Below are 19887 nucleotides of genomic sequence, written 5' to 3'. Positions count from 1 at the left end.
CCGCCTTCCCCATGGGGACTCGTGATCGCGAGGGTGAGGAACCGCCGACACTGGCGCCCCCGCTGTCGATCATCCGAAGCCGGTCGGCGGCAGTAGTCGCCGGGGCCTGGTTCCCGCGTGCGGCTGTTCGGTGGCCTACAGGTCGAAGCCGAGCCGCGCTCATTACCGATCGGTAACTGCTCGGTAAGTAAACCGCATGATGTGCGTGTTGATCTCGCAAAGTCCGTGCCGGGGAAGCTCAGAGCAAGCTCAAGAATCGGCGTTCTCATATCGGATACACAAGATCCAAATGCGGACATGCAACCAGAAGAAGCGGAACTGAATCTCCCGATTGTGCCGCTGAACTGGGCGTTCGGTGATGGTTTGATGTTCGGCGACGCGAGCACCGACCAAAGCTCGCCTGCACATTGGGGGAACCAATGTCTTCTGTTTCGAGGGGGCGCGGCACGACCACGGCCATACAGGTGCTGAGCACGATCGTGCTCGCCACCGGCCTGACCGTCGCCCCGCAGGCCCTGACTCCGGGCCACCCGGCATCCGCTGCGGATGTCAGCTGCACTACCTACTCCGTGTCGACGTACGTCTTTGAGCCCGCCACCAGCAGCAACGCCGCCAGCAAGCGAGTTCTGCACAAGTACATGGAGTGGGGACCGAAGAGCCCCGACACTGACTTGCTGGACACGCTGTACACGGCGAGCCTGCCGATGACCAGCAAGGTCTTCACCGGCGGCGGCAACGGCATCATCTACGAGGCCACGGGCGGTGGCCAGGTGAAGTCGTACAAGGACAACACTGCCACCGGCGGTTCCCTGCTCACCCCGGTCAAGACCTACAGCTTCAACTGGTCGTCGGCGAAGCAGATCCTGGCCAATGGCCACTGGATCCTGGTGATCGCCTCCGACGGCACGATGGACGTCTACAAGCAGTCCAGCCCGGACAGCGGCGACGGCACGATCACGAAGGTCATGGACGGCGCAAAGTCGTCCGTCACGAGTGCGATCGCCGACGCCGACGACGCGTGGATGATCAATTCCGCGGTGCAGTGGCTGAAGGACGGTACGATCCAGCAGGCCGCTGTCACGTCGCTGCCCCCGGGCCCCGCCAACCTGCCCCCCGGCCCCGGCATCAGGCTAGAGGCAGCGACCAGTATCGCCACCGGTGTTGACGCTGCCCAGGCATGGGCACCCGGCCCGAACGCCATCAGCACCCAGTCGGTCACCAGCGATCCGGACACCACCGGGCAGATCCGGTCCTTCACCACCGGCCCATGGACGAGTGCGGACAGCGACGTACGCTCGGGCATCCTCGGCGACGTCATGGCGGATGCAGGTCCCTGCCTGACCGACCCGGACCAGGACACGGTCCCCTACTTCGGCACCCCGCCCGTCGCCGACACCGACGTCCCCACCGCGCAGGAGTCCTCGGACACGGCACCGTCGACGCCGTCGAACACGATCACCGGCAGGTTCACCCTCGGCAGCGGGCAGCCGGCGTCAGGGCTGACGGTCATGGTCACTGCCTCGGACGTCGACACGGGCAGTGACACCGCCACCGGGGGGACAGAGCCCCTCCTCGGTAAGGCGACTACAGCATCCGACGGCGCATGGACGCTGACCCTGCCCTCGACGCTGCCGGCGAACGTGAAGCAAGCCATGGACGACAACGGCGGCGCGCTCAACCTGAACGCCACCACCACGGCCACCACCTCCTCGGGTGTACAGGTACTCGGCGCGGACACGCTGACCGCCGTACCCGAGCAGTCCAAGACCGCCCTCGCCGCCGGGACCGACGCTTCCGCCCGGGCCGCAGAGGCGATCAACGACAATCACACCGTGCCCCTGATCCCGGACACCGTGGACGACACCGCCGCAAAGGAGCCCACCGCCGACCAGGAGAAGCAGACCTTCGCTGCCCAGACCAAAGCCGACCCGCAGGCGACGGGCGAGATGACGCCGATGTGGCAGAGCGACCACAGCACCCTGGCCGCCAGCTACAACCCGTATCTTGTGGGCGGCAAGGACATCAGCGCCGAGACGGTCACCCCGCACGCGTCCGGATCGTGCGACACGGTGAAGTACAAGCAGACCAGCAAGATCAAGTACACGGTGGTCGGTGAAGCACACGCGAACTGGGACTCGAAGGCCTCGTTCGACTACGACGACACCATGAACAGCGCCATCGACACCGCCGTCAACAGCAACGGCGACTGGAAGCTCGGTGGCAGCATGCAAATCTCGTCGGAGACCGGCGTCTCGACGGGCTACCCCAACAAGGGCTCCTACTACGCCCACCAGTACCAGGTGCCGATCGAGTACAACAAGTACAAGAAGCAGAGGATCTGCTCCGGCACCGTGCGTGCCACCTGGTACACGATCGAGCCCGGCCGCTACAAGGTCCCCTCGGGCGGCTCCGTCGGCAAGATCGGCAAGGACGTGTCGGCCAAGGACGGCTCCGGCAACTACGGCAGGGCCCCGAAGAGCTACCACGCCAAGGTCGACAACGGCACGTACTTCCAGCTGACCAGGAAGAAGAGTGCCAAGTTCGGCAACGCCGTCAACTTCATGGGCGTCGGACTCGGCGTCACCACCGGCTACGACACCAACCACAAGCAGAAGATCATAGCCGGTACCCGTAGGAACGCGACACACCTGATCTGGGGGAAGAATGGGCCGGTTCACGACAAGCCTGGCGTCTTCTACTCCAACTAGACGAACCCTTGGCCTGTTCGTCGCCCTCCTTCTCGCCGTGGCCGCCGCCTACACGCTGACCGGCGGCCAGAACACCGGCATCCCCGAAGGAGACGCCCTCAACGGCGGCATGCAGTCCGCCGGTGACGTCGGCTACGAACACGCCCAGGTCGGCGAGGAGTACTGGGCCGGACTGCCGCTCCCCTGGAACGAGTCCGGCAAAGACATCCAGATCACGCGGGCGAAGTTCACCCACGTCCCCAAGGGTCTGAAGGTCATCGAGTACCGGGCCTTCAACGGCGACGACACCGACGGCAATGTCCTGTTCGCACGCACCGACGGCAAGGGCAGCGTGGGCGACCTGTTCAAGGCTCGCAACTACGCCGGCCATCCCATGACGGTGAAAGCGAAAACGGGCAGCCACGTGTACTACGTGGCACGGGTCAAGGTCACCGGCCCGATCCACGACAATCTGTCCGGCTGCAGCTACTGGTACCGGCAGGGTTCCACGGAGTTCCAGCAGCAACTGGACTGCTCGACCATCGTCCGCCTCGGGAAACCCCTCAAGTACGAGGGCTAGACGCCGCTTCGCCCCAACCACCAGCGATCTGGTGCGGGGCGCAGCCCAGCGTCATCACGGTTGAGGCTCCCCCGTTGTGGGGGAGGTGCTGATCAGCTGGCCAGAAGGGGTTGGCGGGAGTTCAGGTTCGCTTGTTTAGGAGTCATCAGCTCTGCGTGTCCTCCCAGTACACGGTTCGACATGGGGGTGGCTCCCGCGAGACTCACGCTCCTGGCCACGGCCATCGCCTGAGCCGTGCGACCCAGCAGTTTGGAGACCACTCCTTCGGCGCACGGAGGAGTGATCACGCCCTCCGTCGAGACCGCCGTCGGTGCTTGCGTCATTGGACAGCGTGCGGGCGCGGTGTTCCTCAGCAGGTAGTCGGTGACAAGGGCATCCGCCAGTTGCCCTTGGCATGCAGGCTGCAGAGCCGAATACCGCCCTGCTGGGGAACGGTGCCGCCCGACTCGTACTCATCCCACAGTGCCCAGGGCCCCCGCTCGACGATCCGCTGCGGCTGGCGGGAGTCGTCTATGACCGTGATCTCCAACGAGCGGCTGGCCCGGGCGACTTGAACGAGCCGGACACGGTGCTCGCGAAGGTGCGGCAGCACGAACTCCTCGGCGTGGGCGCGGGTGGCCGGCCACTCGTCCCCGGTGAGCTCGTGCAGCACCATGGTGCAGTCCAGGTCGACTCCGTGAGCGGCCGGGTCCTCCAGCATCTTCACCAAGTACGCGGGAGTCGACCCCCAATCCCCAATTGATGACCAGCTCGATGCCCTCGAAGCCCAGGCCGGCTGCGGTGCGGGCGGTGGCGTTCATGCGGCCGCACCCCCTTGGTCGGCCGCCGGGTACGGGTAGGAGGTGACGGCGAGGCGGCGGCCGGTGCGCGGTCCGATGTAGGCGGCGTACCGATGTTCTGTGGACATACGCTGAGTTGCCTCATGTCGTGTTGCGGCTGAGGGAGTCAAGTGGCTGCTCTTATCTCAACCGGCTCGCCGACGCCAACCGCCTGCCGGTCCAGTTCCGGCCCATCCTGCTCGGGCATAACCGGCATCACCGCCGCGACGACAACCGCCCCGGTCGCTGGACACCCGAGACCCTCTGCCGGCTCTCCGCCCTGACGGGGCGAACGGCTGCCGAGTTGTCTCACGCGATCCCAGCCCTCGCCGTGATCGGCGAACCGGCCGAGAACCGTCTGCAGTCACTGAGCGGCCAGGCCGTCGAAGTGCTCCGGCGTCCGGCTTGCCGCCGGTGCATGGCCCGACGAGGCTTTCACGGGCTCGTGGTCCGCACCATCCCGCCCCATGAAGCCGTCTGTCTGCGGCACCAGCGTTGGCTCCTCGGCGACGAGCAGTATCGCCTTCACGCCCTGCCCGAACTGCAACAGGCCAACCGCCGACATTGCCGTCTTGTCCGTCGAACCCGAGCCTCCATCCTCGCTCGGGAGTACGCCGTTGCCCGCGACTGCCTCCGGGACTGGTTCCAGGACGGAAAGCCGTCAGCTCTGCGACAACGCTGGAACAAACGCATCGACCAGCTCGGCGAGGACCCCTACGGAGACGAGACCCCCGTCGCCCCTCCCAGCCCCGGATAGAACTCGCAATCTACCCCGAGACCGTCAAGCTCACGGCTTTGCTCACCTCACCGCACTGGCCTGCTGATCAAGACTTCCGCCAGGAAGCCGCACGCAGACTCGGGATCAATCCCGCGAAGACTGATAGGTGGCCCCGTGACCTTGGCCTGCCAGGTCAAGGAGCTCCGAGGACCGGTAGTCGGCCCCGTTAGACTGCTGCTCGTGTCGTTGGGGCTTGTGGCGGGCGGAGAGAGCGCCGTCTTTGATGTCACTGCGGGCGGAGCCCGTACTCAGCCAGCCACCCGAGCAGCTCTTGGCGAGAGGTCTCGACAAGCCGTCCCCCAGTGAAGCGGGCGTCGTCCGTCACCTCTGCCACGCACTCTGAAGGGGGAATGAAGGACTGGGTCTCCTCGTCGGTGGTGAACTCGGCCTCAGCCAGGACCAGACCCTGCAGGGGACCGTCGAAGACGTCGACGCCCAAGGGAGGCACGCTGAAACGCGTCTTGGACAGCACCGCGGCAGGCAGCGACGCGAGCAGGTCGTACTCCGTCGGGGACAAGTAGGTGTTAGTGATCAGGCCCTGAACACCGCCGGGACGAGAGACCGGCACTTTCTGAGTGAGTTTGCGTTCGCAGCGGCCGTCTGAGAAATCTGCACGTCGAAGCCGCAGACGTGTTCCCACCAGATAACGGTCGGCGATCACACGGGTGACCGTTACCGTCGACGGCTTCGGAGGTTCAGCCAGCAGGAACCGTCTCTCACGCTCAACGCGTGCATACTTCCCCGGGCAAACCGACTGACCTTGAACTCCACCGGCCTTGTCCATCATGAGCACAGCTTCTCAGCTGCTTCTCCCTGCGCGGCCACATCAAGACCACAGACCCCGATCTCGCGCCCTTCCGGATACTGCCAAGTCCAGTGAGAAGAGCCCGAGGCCAGTATCGGCGAAGATGACGAACCACAGCTCAGCGATCCGCCCCTCACCATGCTCGATGACACACTCGTGCTCTGCTGATCATTCCGCAGAGCACGTGACACTCCAGCGGGCGGAACCGTGTCACCCCAAGATGACAACTCCCAGCTCAGAGACCTTCGGTCAGCGAACCTCGATGAGAACGGACAGCTGCGGCCGGATTCGGCAACTGTCCGACGGCCCCGGTACGTCCTAGGAACATGACGCCCGCTACACCCACACCACCGTCTAGCACCCCGCCGTCGTGGCCGCAGTGCGGCCACGGCACCACACCGGAGGACCCCGCCGGCTGCCGCGGGATCCGCGTATCCGGCCACACTGCATGCCTCGCCCACCTTTCCGATGCCGACCGCGACGCCTACCTGGCCGGCCTGAGCCCCGGCAACAACGTCGACCACCGCGGTACTTCCTTCAGCCAAGACCTGCTCGATGCCCTCCTCGATGCCCTCCGCGATCCCGACACCGGCGACCCCCGCCTCGGTGTCGCCCGGTTCAGGTCGGCGACCTTCCAGCGCGACGTAGGATTCAGGTCGGCGACCTTTCAGAAATGGGCCGACTTCGGGTCGGCGACCTTCCAAGGCAACGCCGGGTTCAGGTTGGCAACCTTCGAGGGCGACGCCGGGTTTGGGTCGGCCCGCTTCGAGGGCGACGCCGGGTTTGGGTCGGCCCGCTTCGAGGGCGACGCCAGCTTCGTGTCGGCTACTTTCGAAGGCGACGCCAGCTTCGTGTCGGCTACTTTCGAAGGCGACGCCAGCTTCGTGTCAGCGACCTTCCAAAGCGCCGCCAGCCTCGGGTGGGCAGCCTTCCAAGGCGACGTTAAGTTCGAGTCGGCCACCTTCCAGGGCGACGCCGTTTTCGGGGGTGCGGACTTCCGAGGCGACGCTCGGTTCGGGTTGGCGGCCTTCGAGCGCAACGCTCGGTTCGGGTTGGCGAGATTCCGGGGCATCGCCAGCTTCTGGTTGGTGACCTTTCATGGCGACGCCTGGTTCAGGTCGGCGATTTTCCGTGGCGACGCCAGCTTCGTGTCAGCGACATTCCAAAGCGACACTGACTTGGAGGCGGCGACCTTCTCTGACCACACCCGATTCGACAGGGCTACCTTCTTCGGCGACGCCCGGTTCGTCGAGGCGACCTTCCGCGGTGACACCAGCTTCGTGTCAGCGACTCTCCAAAGCAACGCTAACTTCCTGGGAGTGACCTTCGAGCGCGACGCTAAGTTCGAGTCATCGATCTTCCAGGGGGACGCCACCTTCGTGTCGGCAACCTTCGAGTGCGACGCCTGCTTCGAGCAGGTGGGTTTCGAGCGGTCGGCCAGTCTCGGGCCGTTGGTGTGTGCCGGGCGGGTGAAGTTGTCCGGGGCGGTGTTCGGATGCCCGGTGACCCTGTCGTTCGCCACGCGCTGCCTGGAGTGCCGACGGACGCGTTGGTCGTCAACGGCCGAGCTGCGCCTGCGCTATGCCACGGTGGACTTCGCCCATGCGGTCTTCGAGTACCCCCTGACGATCGCCGCGGAGGCCGACCCCTTCGTGCTCCACAACGGACGACCAGTGGCAGAACAGAGCCTTATCGACGCGCCCGACATCGAAGTTCGCATAGCTTCGCTGCGGGGGGTAGACGCGGCCCATCTGGTCCTCTCCGACGTCGACCTGTCAGGATGCCTGTTCACCGGCACCGTGCATCTGGACCAGATCCGGCTGGAGGGCACCTGCTCTTTCGCCAGCGTCCCGCGCCGCACGCACTGGCGGCGCTGGCGCCCCCTTCGGTTCACCCAGCGACGCGCCCTCGCCGAAGAAGGCTTTTGGCGTGCAAGCCAGCCGACACCAGTGCCGGGCTGGAACGCGGCAGTGGCCGGCGCCGTACACGCCGGACCGGCACAGTTGGCGCCGGTGTACCGGGCGCTGCGCAAGGCGTTTGAGGACAGCAGGAACGAGCCGGGGGCGGCGGACTTCTACTACGGTGAGATGGAGATGCGCCGCCACGACCGCACCGGCAGCACCCGCACCGAACGCGGCCTGCTGCACGGCTACTGGCTGCTGTCCGGCTACGGCCTGCGCGCCTCCCGGGCCTTGGGCTGGCTCGCCGCAGCCATGCTCGTCACCATCGTGCTGCTGATGGGCTTCGGGCTCCCGAAGGACTCTCCGAAGCAGGTAGCGACCGGCACCGTGCCCCCCGGCGATGGCAAGGTCACTCTCGAGATCGACAAGGCTGATCCCCAAAACCCCACCGGGGACAGGTTCACCAGCGAGCGCTTCGAGAAGGCACTGACCGGCACGCTCAACTCGGTGGTCTTTCGCTCCTCCGGACAGGACCTGACCACTGCTGGCACCTACATCGAAATGGCGTCCCGCGTGACCGAACCCGTCCTCCTGGGCCTGGCGGTCCTGGCCGTCCGTAACCGCGTCAAACGCTGATCCGCAGTTCACACGCCAGGGACCCGACAAGGCGCCGCAGCAACAAGACACTGAAGCTCTCGGCGACGCCAGAATTCAGGCTCAGTCAAGATTTCCGTGAAGCCGATCGTGCGCCTGTGCGCCGGTGACGCTCCGTCACAGGCCGCGTGATACTCGCCGAGTGTGGGGAGCTGCTGAAGACCATGTTTCCGCACCTCGAAGGGGTGCTGGTGGAAGAAGTGAGCCCCGAGGGTGGGGTGTTGCACATTGTGGCAAGAACCGTGGAGTCGGTTCCGGTGCCGTGCCCGGACTGCGCAACGCCCTCGGTGCGACGGCACAGCGGATACCAGCGCCGTCTCGCCGACGGTGCGGTCGGCGGCCGTCAGGTGTCCATCGAGCTGACCGTCCGCCGCCTGTTCTGCGACGACCAGAGATGTGCACGGGTGACCTTTGCCGAGCAGGTCGACGGGCTGACCGTGCGGTATGGGCGTCGGACGCCGCAGCTGCGGTGCTTGTTGAGCGCGATCGCGGTGGCCCTGGCCGGCCGGGCCGGAGAGCGCCTCGCGGCCCGGCTGCCGGTGCCTGTCAGCCGCACTACCCTGCTGGCCCTGGTCATGGCCCTGCCCGATCCGTACGCCGAGACGCCCCGGGTGCTAGGGGTCGATGAGTTCGCCACCCGCAAAGGCCACAAGTACGGCACCGTGCTGGTCGACTGCGAGACCCATGCTCCCATCGACCTGCTGCCCGACCGGGAGTCGGCGACGTTCGCAGCGTGGCTGACCGACCACCCCGGAGTGGAGATCATCTGCCGTGACCGGGGCGGCGCCTTCGCAGACGGTGCCCGCACCGGGGCCCCAGATGCCGTCCAGGTCGCAGATCTCTGGCACCTCTGGCACAACCTCGCCGAGACCGTGAAGTCCCTGGTCAGCAAGCACAGTTCCTGCCTTCGTGAACCCGCCCTCGCCTCGGAGTCACCCCCTGAAGTCCTGCACCCGCCGCTCTCCCACGCAGGCCGGCTGGCCGAGCGGGCCCGGCGGCACCACGCCGCCGTGCACGATCTCCTCGGCCAGGGCCTCACCATCCGGGCCGTCGCCCGCCGCCTGGAGCTGTCCCGCAACACCGTCCGCCGCTATGCCCGCGCCGTCACCTGGGAGGAACTGGCCACCGGCCGCTGGCAGAACCTCCCCAGCACTCTGGACCCCTACAAGTCCTATCTGCACCAGCGGTGGCACGAGGGCCACACCAGCGGTGCCAAGCTCCACGCCGAACTCCGTGAGCGCGGCTTCACGGGGTCCTACTCCGTCGTCCGCGACTACCTCCGGCGCTTCCGCCGAACGTCGGGCGACCGTCCGCCCCCAGCGCGGCCGCCCGGGGTCCGCAAGGTGACCGGCTGGATCACCCGGAACCCCGACCGCATGAACGACGACGACCAGCAGAAACTCAAGGCCATCCTGGCCCGCTGCCCCGAACTCGAAGCGGCCACCGGACATGTCCGGTCCTTCGCCGCGATGATGGCCATCCGCAGCGCGAGCCGACTGCCCGAATGGATCGCCACCGCCCGCGCCGACGAGCACCACGGCCTGCGCGGCTTCGCCGATGGCCTGCTGGCCGACCTCGACGCCGTCATCCTCGGACTGAGCACGGAATGGAGCTCGGGCTGCGTCGAGGGCAGAGTCACGGACATCAAGCTGCTCAAGCGGCAGATGGCAGGCCGAGCCGGACTCCCCCTGCTCCGCAAGCGCGTCCTTCTCGTCGCCGCCGACCGCCGACAACACAGAGTTACGAACCAGACGGCTCACTGATCGGCTTCACGGAAATCTTGACTGAGCCAGAATTCAGGCGTCGCCGAGAGCAACTAACACCAGTACGGAGCCTAGCGTGAATTCACGAGACAAGCATCCACGCCCCGTGGACAGATGGCTGTCGTCCATTCACATTCGCCTGCGGAAATGGCGCGGAAGCGGTGGACACAGTGTCCATCACCACTTCCTTCAGGGCATGGCCTACAAGCTGGGCAGCGGCGCCGTGACGCTGCTGATCCTGTGGTGGGAGACCCGCCGCTGACTAGGCTGCGGGCCCGCAGCCTCAGCATGGGCAGCCAGGGGCCGGCCATCATCCTGACGAGACGGCGCGCCGCCGCGCCCACCAGGACAGCCGCGGTGGGGTGGCCACGTTGACGGCCCGGCCGAAGGCCTCCAGGGCAGCCTCCAGGCGCGCGGTGTTCTCCACGTCTGCCAGGGCGTTCAGCAGCTGCTCGGTGGCAGCGACGACGGCCGGGGCGGAGCAGCGCATGAGCGGGGCGGCGGCGGTGGCGGCTTGAGCGAGCGGCTCCCGCACGGCGGCCACGGTCTGCTTGCTGGCCACCCGTTCCCGGCTCAGCAACTCAGCCGCCTGCCCGAAGCCCACCAGCCCGCTCTGCACATCCGTGCCGCCGGCGATGCGGGCCCGGGCGGCGCCACCCGCGAAGGCGAGCAGCGTCAGCAGGAACGTCCGGCCCCGCTCGGCCGGCCCCTCCCACAGCAGACGGTTGGCGGCGGCCGCGCCCTGCAGTTCCATCACTGCCACCGCCATCGCGTCGGCCTGCACCCGCAGCGCACCGATCTCGGCCTGCTGCTCCTGGCGGTTGCGGGAGCGGTTGGTCGATGAACGCCCCCGATACGAGCGTGCTGGCCAACTCGATCAACTTGTCCATCCCCGCAGGCTGATCGTGCACCAGCCCGGCGTCCGACTCGTTGCGTACCTGACGCACAACCCGTACGGGCCTGTTGCCCGTCGGCATCAGTCGGTGTCGGCCCGGGGCTTCCCGTCTTCTTCTTCGGTGCCGCGGGGCAGCTGCTGCCCGGTCAGGTAGCTGACCTCGACCAGCCACACCAGGTACACCGGGACCTCGATGGCGATCACCACCCACATCAAGGCCCGCAGCCCCCGTAACGCGTCGCGCTCGCTCATCCGTTGGCTCTCCCCCTCGATCATCAAGTCCAGGGGAACGTACTGACCCTGCCCCAGCACCGCCAGGGCGCCTCACCCGAAGGAGTGGAGGTCAGTCACCGTCCCGGAGCTTCCACCAGGCGTCGCCCTTCAGATCCCGATAGCCGTAGGCGTCCTTGATGGCGATCTGGTGGTCCCAGCGGGTGCGCTCGGCGCCGTACCCGGCGAGCACCGATCCCGGGTGGCCGAGTTGCTCGGCGACGTAGGCGACGACTTCGGCGGGCGCGTCCTCGGGGTTGTCCAGGAAGGTGCCCAGGAACCGCACGGTGCCGAGCTGGACGGCGTAGCCGAGCTGTGACCTCGCGCCCCGGCAGGTCATCGCCCGCCGCCGGGCGTCGCGGTCCAGCAGGAAGTAGCCGGCGAGCTGCCCGTCGTCGGGCACCTGGTTGAACGTGCCGTAGTTACGGCGCTGTTCGTCGGTCAAGAACGCCACCGGCCCCGCCCTCCCCATCTCTGTTGCCCTGTGACGGCGCTCACCTTAAGTCACGTGATCACTGATGTGGCATCGGGTCAGTACGGCGCTGAGATAGGCCACTACTGGGTGCCGTGGACAACCAGTGCAAGCTCACCGACAAGGCGTCAGCGCCCAGTCTTGTCTCGCCTCCGGACCGGGACAAGAACCCGGACAAGGATCTGACCAGGTAGGACAGCAGCGGAGCTGTCCGGGACATGGCTCTGCTGTTGCTCTGTCCGGTCCCCTCCCGCAGGCTCTGTTGTGCCCGGCCGACCGAGTGAGTCTCCTCACCGGCTGCTCCATGGCGCTTGCCCGGAGCGGTGCATCGGGCCACGCGAATCAAGATCCCCCCACACCCAGCCAGCACTGTCGTGCTGGCTCGGGGAACACCCAACTGTTCGCAGTATCCAACTCAAGGAGTTGACCTTCCATGACCGCAGAGACCTCGTACGAGACGCCCATACTCACTGAGATCGGTGACTTCGCCGACGTCACCCGCGCCACCTACCGCGGCTTCTGGGTGGATTTCCTCGGCGGCTGGTGGTTCTGATCCGCCTTCGGCGGAGCTGAGCACCTGCTCTAAACACTCCTGAGCGGCGGCTGGCACGGAGACGATCCGTGCCAGCCGTGCGTCTTCCCCACCTCTTACTCACCCTTGTGGAAGGGACCGGCATGGAATTCTTGGTACTTCCCGACCACCCGGCCGGCGCTGCGGCCCTGGCGCTCATGCCAACTGCCGGACCGCCACCGACGCACGTGATTGAGCACCACTCGGGGCGACCGTGGATTGTGGGCTGCTGGAACGAAGAGGACGTCATGGTCACCGCTGTGGGCCCGCATCGCGTGGCTCTGCTCGGCCGCACCACCGCGGACGCAGACGTCCTCACCCGGCGGCTGCGCGACGTCCGGTCGGTCCGCGACCTCGACGGCCTAGCCGCAACAGCCGCTGGAAGCTTCCACCTCGTGGCGTCGGTAAACGGAGAGGTGCGCGTCCAGGGCACGCTCTCAGCGGCGTGTCAGATCTACTACGCCACGGTCGCCGGAGTGACCCTGGCCGCCGACCGCCCCCAGGCACTGGCCGACCGGATCGGGGCCGACATCGACGAGGATCAGGTGGCACTGGCACTGCTCTCGCCCTTCGGGCCGCCGTGGCCTCTGAGCGAGCGGAGCCTGTGGCGTGGCGTGTGCTCACCCCCGACCGGGCACTGCCTTGAGATCGGCAGGGACGGCACGGGGCGTACCCGCCAATGGTGGACTGCGCCGGATCCGGACCGCCCCCTGGGCAACGGCGACATGATCCGACAGGCGCTGGCCGAGGCGGTGGCGACCTGTACCGCGGGCCAGGAGGTCGTGAGTGCCGACCTGTCCGGCGGCCTGGACTCCACCAGCCTGTGCTTCCTGGCCGACGCCGACCGCCACGACGCCCACCTGGTGACGGTCCACTACCAGGCGCTGGGCCGGTCCAGCGACGATCGGTACTGGGCCCGCCAGGCCGAGGCCGCTTTGCCGGGCGCCCGGCACCTTCTGGTCGGCCCCGGTCAAGCCCCGGACTGGTACGCGCCTCTCGCCCACGCCGTCCATGACCGAGAAGGCCCCCTGACGTTCGTACGGTCCCGCGCGACCACCGAGCACTTGGCCCGGCTTGCCGCAGCGCACGGCTCGCGACGTCACCTCCAAGGCATTGGCGGTGACGAGCTCTTCCACCCTAGCCCGATGGCTCTGCACGCCCTCGTCCGACGGCATCCTCTCGCCGCCCTGCCACACTTGCGCGCCCTGCGCTCCATGCGCCGCTGGCCCCTGACTACAACCGCCCGTACCCTCGCCTCTGCACCCTCATACACGCAGTGGCTGGCCGCCTGCAGCAACTTCCCTGCCGACAGGCACGATTGGGGAGCCGGAGCAGACTGGGAGCCACTGCCGAAACTCCCGCCCTGGGCCACCCCGCACGCCGCGGCGACCGTCCGGCGTCAACTCCTCGCCGCCCTCGCAGCCACACCTCAGCCGCTGGCCACCCTGCCCGTCCAGCACGAGATGATCCGGCTCACCCGCATCAACGGCAATGCCACCCGCCGCAACTCCCATATCGGCGCCCATACCGGCGTCACTTTCCACGCACCCTTCACCGACGACCGGGTCCTGGAGGCCATTCTGGCGGTACGGCTGGAGGACCGGGTGGCCCTGGGCCAGTTCAAGCCCATGCTCGGCACGGCCCTGCGCAGCATCGTCCCCGCCGGCCTGCTCAGCCGCACGACCAAGGGCGACGCCAGCGCCGAGCTCTACGCGGGACTGCGCCGTCGGCGCGGCGAGCTCCTCAAGCTCATGGACGACTCCCATCTGGTCCGCATGGGCTTCGTCGACGCCGACGTCCTGCGCACCGTCCTGCGCGGCCTGCACGCCGACACCCGGCCCCTGATGCCCCTGGACTCCACCCTCGCCTGCGAATTGTGGCTGCGCACCCTGTCCCCGGCTGACACCGCCCGGGCCACCGCCGTGCCCGTTCCCTCCCCTCGAACCGTCAAGGAAATATGATGAACTTTGCCCTGGCACCTGAAGTGTCTGTCACCGACACCGAGCACGGTACGGTCTTGCTCGACGAACGCACCGGCCGCTACTGGCTGCTCAACGGCACGGGCGCCCTGGCCCTGCGCGCCCTGCTTGACGGTACGTCCCCCCAAGGCGTCGTTGCCAGCCTGTGTCAACGTTTCCCCGACGCCGGAACCGCCCAGGTCGAGCAGGACGTCGACAACCTGCTGCACGCCCTGCGCACCGCCAAGGTGGCCGCGTCATGAGCGGCCAGCTGACTCTCGAACCGTCCACCGCCATTCCGTGGAACCAGCGCCCCGCCGCCCTAGTCACCGTGACCGCCGCCCGACTGCTGGCGCGCGTATCGCCGCGACGCCTGCGTCAGGTCCTCGAACTCGCGAGCCGGGGCGCTCGTCCGGCCGATCTGCCCCAGGCGCTGCAAGCCCGCAACGCCGTGGTGTCCGTCAGCGTCACCATCGCCGGGCCTCGCTGCCTGGAGCGTTCCATCGCCACTGCGCTACTGTGCCGCCTGGGCGGCACCTGGCCACAATGGTGCACTGGCGTGACCACTCGACCCTTCGCCGCGCACGCCTGGGTCGCCGTGGACGGTGACGCGGTCGGCGAGGACCCTGACGCCGTCACCGACTTCCACCTGGTGATGTCCGTCCCGGCCCGCCGATGACCCCGGCCGACCCCACTTCACCCCCTGGGACAATCGTTACCCGGGGCCTGCGCCGCACCTACGGAGATGTCGAAGCCGTCCAAGGCCTGGACCTCACCGTCGCCCAGGGCGAACTCTTTGCCTTCCTCGGCCCCAATGGCGCCGGCAAGTCGACCACCATCGGGATGCTGTGCACCACCCTGCGCCCCACCACCGGCCACGCCCAGGTCGCTGGCGCCGACATCACCCGCTCCCCTCACGACGTGCGCCGCCAAATCGGTGTCGTCTTCCAGGAATCCACTACCGACGATGACCTGACTGCCCAGGAGAACCTGCGTCTGTACGCCGATCTCTATGGCATTTACCTCTACTCAGCTCGCTTGTTGAGCGTGCTCGGCTGTCCTTGCCTTCCATTGGTCTGCCGTCATACGCCAAATGACATCGATTCCCACTTCGCCAGGAGCGACGTGCCCGTCAGTTGCTCGTATGCGCTCAACCTCAGCGAATCCCAAGCGGCGGGCGACGGCCCCGCTGGCAGGGTTGGCGGCATCGTGATGGATCTCGATGCGGTCGATGCCCAGGGCCGCGTCGTTCAGGTGATGTGTCCTGGTTGATCACATGATGCCGAGGGTGATCAGTGGACGGTTGGCGTCGCGGGTGTGGTGCCGGAGTCCAGCGGCGATGTTCGTCTGGTTGGCGAGTCGGAGAGCGCCGATGGCCAGGTTGCGCAGGGATGCCATTGCACGTGGAGCGGTGCCGGTGCGTACGCGGGAGGCGTCCTCGGCGTACGTGGTGTCCCTGACGTGGTGGATCTTGTTCTCGATGCCCCAGTGGCCGCGGACGCGGCGGGCGATCTCGGTTGCGTCGGCCTGCTCCGCGGTCAGGTCGGTCACCCCGTAGATGCGTTCAAGGGTGACCTTGCCGGTGGTGACGATCCGTCGGCGGCGCTCGATCTGGACGGCCTGCACCGCGTGTGGGAACGCGATCCCGGCGACGGCGGCGGCCTTGATCCGGCGGATCTCGTCGCGGCCGTGCGCGGTGGCCCGCGTCTTGTCCAGGAGTGGCACTTCCCGCCATGGCAGGGCCTTCAGCCACTGGTGCAGGGTGGGCTGATTGCCCTTGATCAGCGCGATGTAGTGGGCGTGCTTGTCCTCGACGAGGAAGCGCGCGTGGGCGGTCTGCGAGTGGAGGGCATCGAAGGTGACCACCGTGCCGTGCAGGTTGAGCGGGGCAAGCAGGGGCTGGAAGACGGTGATCTCGTTGGTCGTGGCGTCCACCTCGCGCTGGGCGGTGACCAGGCCGGTCCCCGTCATCGCGGCTAGCAGATGGACCTGGGTGCCGTCGGTGCGGCGGGCACCGCGCACGGTCTTGCCGTCCACGGCGAGGGAGGGCAGGGGCCGCCGGTCGCTGTCGTTCTCCTCCTGGCCGGCGGCGCGTTCGCGCCCGGCGAGCCAACTTCCGACGGCTGTATCCAGCGCGTCGCCGTCGATGCGTTGGAGGACACGACGCACGGTGGCCTCGGCCGGGGCGACGGGGCCGCGGTCCGGCTCCCGGCATGGGCCACCGAGCCGGGCCAGGACGTTGGGCGGGGCGTCGGCGGCCCACTCCGCGATCGCGGCCAGGGACTTCGCTCCGGCCAGGACCGCGCACGCGGCCAGGGAGAGGACGAAGGCGAGCGGGTGGCGTCGGCCCTGGTCCCGGCGGGGATCGGGCACCTGAGCCAGGCAGGTCAGCAGGCCGGGGAGGTCATCGGGGACGGTCGGCGCGGTGCCGGCGAGTTGGCCCAGAGAGCGCGCGATGAGCGAGGATGAGCGGGCAGGCACGGTCTTCCGTCGTGGTGATCAGGGACTCGACACCTCATGATCACCGGAAGTCGTGCCTGCCTCCGCGTCAGCCCCCGCCGACCACTCCGCAGTCCTGCCCCAGCTCCTGAAGCCCCATCAACCCGGATGCACCGCCGGAACGACGCCGCCCTGCCCGCCTACCCCGTCGGTCACCGTCATCGTGGCGCCGCCGGGGTACGCCCGTCACCCGCGAGCGGAGTGCGACTTCAGCGGATGCGGTGCTTCCGCCAGAAGGGGCCGAGGTCCCTGTGCGTCATCGACTGTGCGGCCTTCTTGAAGTCGACGGTGGTGGAGACGCCGTACCAGTGGTCGTGGGCGTACTTCTTGATGAGGCGCGCCATGGTGCCGGCCCCGAGGACGTGCTCCAGGTCGGCCAGGACGCAGGGGCCGATCCCGTACACGACCTGGAAGTACTCGCCACGGTGTGTAGACCAGTAGGCCATCGAGTTGGTGAGCGCGGCGGTGGCGCTCGGCCAGGAGTCGTCCGGCGAGCACTCGAACCCGTCCCAGCGGTAGTAGCGCGCGTTGGCGTACTGAGCGAAACTCTCGTCCAGCCAGGGTGAGTTGTACTCGTCGTTGCCCACGACGCCGTACCACCACTGGTGGGCGATCTCATGGACGGTGGCGCCGCCCTCCTCCTCGGTGCCAAGGATGACCAGGCCGGGGTACTCCATGCCGCCGGCGAACCCGGGGGTCATCACGAGGTCTATCTCGCCGTACGGATAGCGGCCGAACTCCCTGCCGAACCGGTCGATGGCGGCGACGCCGTCCTTGCGGTTGAGGCGGACACCAGCGGCGGGCGTGTTCGGCGACCAATACGACTTCACGCGCACGCCGTCGGGCGAGGTCTGGGTCGCGGTGCGGAACGGGCCCGCCGCCCATGCGAAGTCCCGCACCCGCTTGGCGACGCTGTGGGTGACCGTACGCCCGGTACCGCCGGGGCGGGTCCATGTGCTGCCGGTCGCCGGGACCTTGAGGGCGGACGGGTGGTCGAGGCGCACCCGGAAGTCGCTCGCCAGGGTGTAGAAGCTCTCGCCGTACGACACATACGGATCGAGGTGCCACCCCCTCGCGTCGTGCACGGCGAGGACCGGCAGCGCGTTGCCCAGGAAGCGGAACGCGCCTTCGCGGCCGAAGCGGTTGTTGCGTGCGGGCACGGTGAGGGCCACGTCGAAGGAGACGGCCGTCCGCTCACCGCGTGCGAGCGGCCTCGGCAGAGCGATGCGCAGCGCCGTGCACTTCACGCCGGGGCGGCCCGGAGTGCCGCCGCGCACGTGGGAGACGCGGACGGGGGACGGTCTTCCGGATGTCCCGCAGCCGTCCTCGCCATTGCCCCACAGGCGTATGTACACCTCACGCAGGGGCCGGCTGGAGGCGTTGCGGAAGGACACCGTCTGCCGGCCCGCCCAGTGGGAGCCGTCGCCATCGGCGCGCAGCTTCACGTCGTAGCTGGGGCGGTCAGGCGTCGCGGGTTCGGCCGCTCTCACCGCGGCGCCGGGCGCCGGGCCGGACGGCGTGCCGGCCTCGGCCACGGTGGAGCCTGCTGTCGCGAGCATCGCGAGCAGGGCGACCAGCAGACGGCGACCGGTTCTTGAGGGACCCGTGGGCGACGAAGGCAACGAAGGCATGGCGGACGACATGACAGATGACATGCCAGCGGATCTTGTCACAGGGTTCCCCACGGCCGACACAGGCCCGCGCGAAGAGGGGAGGTCGGCTCCGCTTGGGCGGCGAAAATGCCAGGGTACGCAGGGGATGTTCGCTGTACGTTGGCGCACAGTAAGGATCCCGGTTCAACCCATTCGCCTTCGTCCTCTCCCTGGCCGCGTGCGCGGTCCTGGCCGGAGCGAAGTCCCTGGCCGCGATCGCGGAGTGGGCCGCCGACGCCCCGCCCAACGTCCTGGCCCGGCTCGGTGGCCCATGCCGGGAGCCGGACCGCGGCCCCGTCGCCCCGGCCGAGGCCACCGTGCGTCGTGTCCTCCAACGCATCGACGGCGACGCGCTGGATACAGCCGTCGGAAGTTGGCTCGCCGGGCGCGAACGCGCCGCCGGCCAGGAGGAGAACGCTGCGCGAGCGCCTGCTGCGCCTCATGACTGTGCTCATCGCCCACTTGATCACTGCCTCCGAGGTGTCGGTGCGCGTCTCGTAGTCGCGGGCCAGCCGGCGTGAGTGCATCAGCCACGCGAACGTGCGCTCCACCAGCCACCTCTTCGGCAGCACGGTGAAACCGCTGGTGTCGTCGCTGCGTCTGACCACGGTCAGCGCGATCCGCCAGGCGTCGCGGGCGAAGTCGACCAGGCGCCCGGTGTAGCCTCCGTCGGCCCACACCCGCGTGACGCGCCAGTGCCGTTCGCGCAGCCGGGCCAGGAGTGTCTGTCCCGCGTCCCGGTCGGTGACCGAGGCCGCGGTCACCATAACGGCCAGCAGCAGTCCGAGGGTGTCCACCACGATGTGCCGTTTACGGCCGTTGACCTTCTTCCCGCCGTCGAATCCCCTGGTCACGGCCGGCACCGATGCGGCTGCCTTCACCGACTGCGCGTCGATGATGCCCGCCGTCGGCTCCAGATCCCGGCCCGCGGCCTGGCGGACCCGGTCACGCAGCCGGTCGTGGAACTCGGCGGTCAGGCCCTTGTCCCGCCAGCGCCGGAAGAAGGCATAAACGCGGTCCCACGCGGGGAAGTCCGCCGGCATCGCCCGCCAGGTGATGCCGCCCGCGACCAGATAGCGCACCGCGTCGACCATCTGCCGGTGGCAATAGCTCTCCGGTTGCCCGCCGCGGCCCTCGAGCCAGCCGGGAACCGGCATCGCGTCACGTACGACGGCCCACTCCGCGTCGCTCATGTCCGACGGATACTTCGGTCGCCTGTACGGCCGGTCCCCAGCGTTCCCGAACCGGTGAGCGAGACAATCACACGACAGAGACGCCGAGTTGGACGACATCGACGCTGGCACGGAAGACTGCAGCACCAGGGGCCTCCTGTTGCTCGGTTGGATTCGACACCCACGAGCTGTGCGGGAGGCCCCGCTTTCATGCCCGGCCAGCCACGAGATCACCCGACCGAGTCGACGACCTCGAACTCACGCCCACCAAGATCGATAAAGCAACAGCTTCTCAGATTCTTGACACGACAACCAAGATTTTTTTGCGGCTGATCTGAGACGACCAGGGCGGTGCCGAACAGGGACGCCCCGTCGAGTGCCGCTGGTCCACTGGCGGGTTGAGACGGCACCG

General features: G+C 68.0%; 18 protein-coding genes and 2 pseudogenes. 11 read left to right on the top strand and 9 right to left on the bottom strand.

Annotation, left to right across the window (positions count from 1 at the left end; genetic code table 11):
* The first annotated feature begins 464 nt into the window (after positions 1 to 464).
* Positions 465 to 2708, top strand: coding sequence for a hypothetical protein (locus GTY58_RS01410; RefSeq protein ID WP_037652552.1), 2244 nt, complete (start codon positions 465 to 467; stop codon positions 2706 to 2708).
* 37 nt (positions 2709 to 2745) lie between these two features.
* A complete protein-coding gene (locus GTY58_RS01405) occupies positions 2746 to 3267 on the top strand; it encodes a hypothetical protein (protein ID WP_037652549.1) in 522 nt (173 codons plus the stop codon).
* 349 nt (positions 3268 to 3616) lie between these two features.
* On the opposite strand, the gene GTY58_RS01400 is transcribed toward GTY58_RS01405, so the two are convergent.
* The 3 genes from GTY58_RS01400 to GTY58_RS01390 form a co-directional block, all read right to left on the bottom strand.
* Positions 3617 to 3967 (bottom strand): hypothetical protein, encoded by a 351-nt coding sequence (locus tag GTY58_RS01400; protein WP_010981703.1) that lies wholly within the window; start codon positions 3965 to 3967, stop codon positions 3617 to 3619.
* Positions 3968 to 4449: 482 nt separating this feature from the next.
* Complete coding sequence (locus tag GTY58_RS01395; RefSeq protein ID WP_037652547.1) at positions 4450 to 4650, bottom strand: hypothetical protein; 201 nt, start codon at positions 4648 to 4650, stop codon at positions 4450 to 4452.
* 439 nt (positions 4651 to 5089) lie between these two features.
* Positions 5090 to 5650 carry a hypothetical protein gene (locus GTY58_RS01390; RefSeq protein WP_037652569.1) on the bottom strand — a complete coding sequence of 187 codons (561 nt, stop codon included), beginning with the start codon at positions 5648 to 5650 and terminating at the stop codon, positions 5090 to 5092.
* 344 nt (positions 5651 to 5994) lie between these two features.
* Here GTY58_RS01390 and GTY58_RS01385 point away from each other — a divergent pair, with 344 nt between their 5' ends.
* The 3 genes from GTY58_RS01385 (at position 5995) to GTY58_RS01375 (ending at position 10248) form a co-directional block, all read left to right on the top strand.
* On the top strand, positions 5995 to 8205 hold the full coding sequence (locus GTY58_RS01385; RefSeq protein WP_010981700.1) for a pentapeptide repeat-containing protein: 2211 nt from the start codon (positions 5995 to 5997) through the stop codon (positions 8203 to 8205).
* A gap of 182 nt (positions 8206 to 8387) precedes the next feature.
* The gene (locus GTY58_RS01380) at positions 8388 to 9986 is read left to right on the top strand and encodes an ISL3 family transposase (protein WP_042494152.1); all 1599 of its coding nucleotides are present in this window, start codon (positions 8388 to 8390) and stop codon (positions 9984 to 9986) included.
* A 106-nt stretch (positions 9987 to 10092) separates the two neighbouring features.
* The gene (locus GTY58_RS01375; RefSeq protein WP_154696708.1) at positions 10093 to 10248 is read left to right on the top strand and encodes a hypothetical protein; all 156 of its coding nucleotides are present in this window, start codon (positions 10093 to 10095) and stop codon (positions 10246 to 10248) included.
* Between the two features lie 48 nt (positions 10249 to 10296).
* On the opposite strand, the gene GTY58_RS01370 is transcribed toward GTY58_RS01375, so the two are convergent.
* The 3 genes from GTY58_RS01370 to GTY58_RS01360 form a co-directional block, all read right to left on the bottom strand.
* Entirely contained in the window at positions 10297 to 10755 is a 459-nt protein-coding gene (locus GTY58_RS01370; protein ID WP_159029063.1) for a hypothetical protein, read from the bottom strand.
* Positions 10756 to 10962: 207 nt separating this feature from the next.
* Positions 10963 to 11133 (bottom strand): hypothetical protein, encoded by a 171-nt coding sequence (locus GTY58_RS01365; protein ID WP_154696707.1) that lies wholly within the window; start codon positions 11131 to 11133, stop codon positions 10963 to 10965.
* Positions 11134 to 11224: 91 nt separating this feature from the next.
* A complete protein-coding gene (locus tag GTY58_RS01360) occupies positions 11225 to 11605 on the bottom strand; it encodes a DUF4158 domain-containing protein (protein WP_037653002.1) in 381 nt (126 codons plus the stop codon).
* Positions 11606 to 12056: 451 nt separating this feature from the next.
* Here GTY58_RS01360 and GTY58_RS01355 point away from each other — a divergent pair, with 451 nt between their 5' ends.
* The 5 genes and pseudogenes from GTY58_RS01355 to GTY58_RS40085 form a co-directional block, all read left to right on the top strand.
* Positions 12057 to 12176 carry a lasso RiPP family leader peptide-containing protein gene (locus tag GTY58_RS01355; RefSeq protein ID WP_107082961.1) on the top strand — a complete coding sequence of 40 codons (120 nt, stop codon included), beginning with the start codon at positions 12057 to 12059 and terminating at the stop codon, positions 12174 to 12176.
* Between the two features lie 266 nt (positions 12177 to 12442).
* A complete protein-coding gene (locus GTY58_RS01350) occupies positions 12443 to 14155 on the top strand; it encodes an asparagine synthase-related protein (RefSeq protein WP_197586351.1) in 1713 nt (570 codons plus the stop codon).
* Entirely contained in the window at positions 14155 to 14415 is a 261-nt protein-coding gene (locus tag GTY58_RS01345) for a lasso peptide biosynthesis PqqD family chaperone (RefSeq protein ID WP_037652996.1), read from the top strand. The genes GTY58_RS01350 and GTY58_RS01345 overlap by 1 nt, the downstream gene beginning before the upstream one ends.
* Positions 14412 to 14831 carry a lasso peptide biosynthesis B2 protein gene (locus GTY58_RS01340; RefSeq protein ID WP_037652994.1) on the top strand — a complete coding sequence of 140 codons (420 nt, stop codon included), beginning with the start codon at positions 14412 to 14414 and terminating at the stop codon, positions 14829 to 14831. Before GTY58_RS01345 ends, GTY58_RS01340 begins: the two co-directional genes overlap by 4 nt.
* A pseudogene (locus tag GTY58_RS40085) lies at positions 14828 to 15172 on the top strand (ATP-binding cassette domain-containing protein); the annotation flags it as partial. The gene GTY58_RS01340 and the pseudogene GTY58_RS40085, both read left to right, overlap by 4 nt.
* 252 nt (positions 15173 to 15424) lie before the next feature.
* Here the strand turns inward: GTY58_RS40085 and GTY58_RS01330 are convergent.
* Together GTY58_RS01330 and GTY58_RS01325 are read right to left on the bottom strand one after the other, a co-directional pair.
* Positions 15425 to 16633, bottom strand: a complete 1209-nt coding sequence (locus tag GTY58_RS01330) for an ISAs1 family transposase (protein WP_010981692.1) — start codon at positions 16631 to 16633, stop codon at positions 15425 to 15427.
* A gap of 227 nt (positions 16634 to 16860) precedes the next feature.
* Positions 16861 to 18210, bottom strand: coding sequence for a M1 family metallopeptidase (locus tag GTY58_RS01325; protein ID WP_237528690.1), 1350 nt, complete (start codon positions 18208 to 18210; stop codon positions 16861 to 16863).
* Positions 18211 to 18473: 263 nt separating this feature from the next.
* On the opposite strand from GTY58_RS01325, the gene GTY58_RS01320 reads away from it, so the two are divergent.
* Positions 18474 to 18824: a transposase family protein gene (locus GTY58_RS01320; protein WP_338059012.1), complete on the top strand. Its 351-nt coding sequence runs from the start codon at positions 18474 to 18476 to the stop codon at positions 18822 to 18824.
* On the opposite strand, the pseudogene GTY58_RS01315 reads toward GTY58_RS01320, so the two are convergent.
* Positions 18759 to 19496, bottom strand: a pseudogene (locus GTY58_RS01315) (IS5 family transposase); the annotation flags it as partial. The gene GTY58_RS01320 and the pseudogene GTY58_RS01315 overlap by 66 nt on opposite strands.
* Positions 19497 to 19887: the final 391 nt, after the last annotated feature.

The sequence above is a fragment of the Streptomyces sp. SID5469 genome (assembly GCF_009862865.1).
Taxonomy (GTDB): domain Bacteria; phylum Actinomycetota; class Actinomycetes; order Streptomycetales; family Streptomycetaceae; genus Streptomyces; species Streptomyces avermitilis.
The sequence above is the reverse complement of the archived record's forward strand: the minus strand, read 5'-3'. Positions and strand labels throughout refer to the sequence as shown.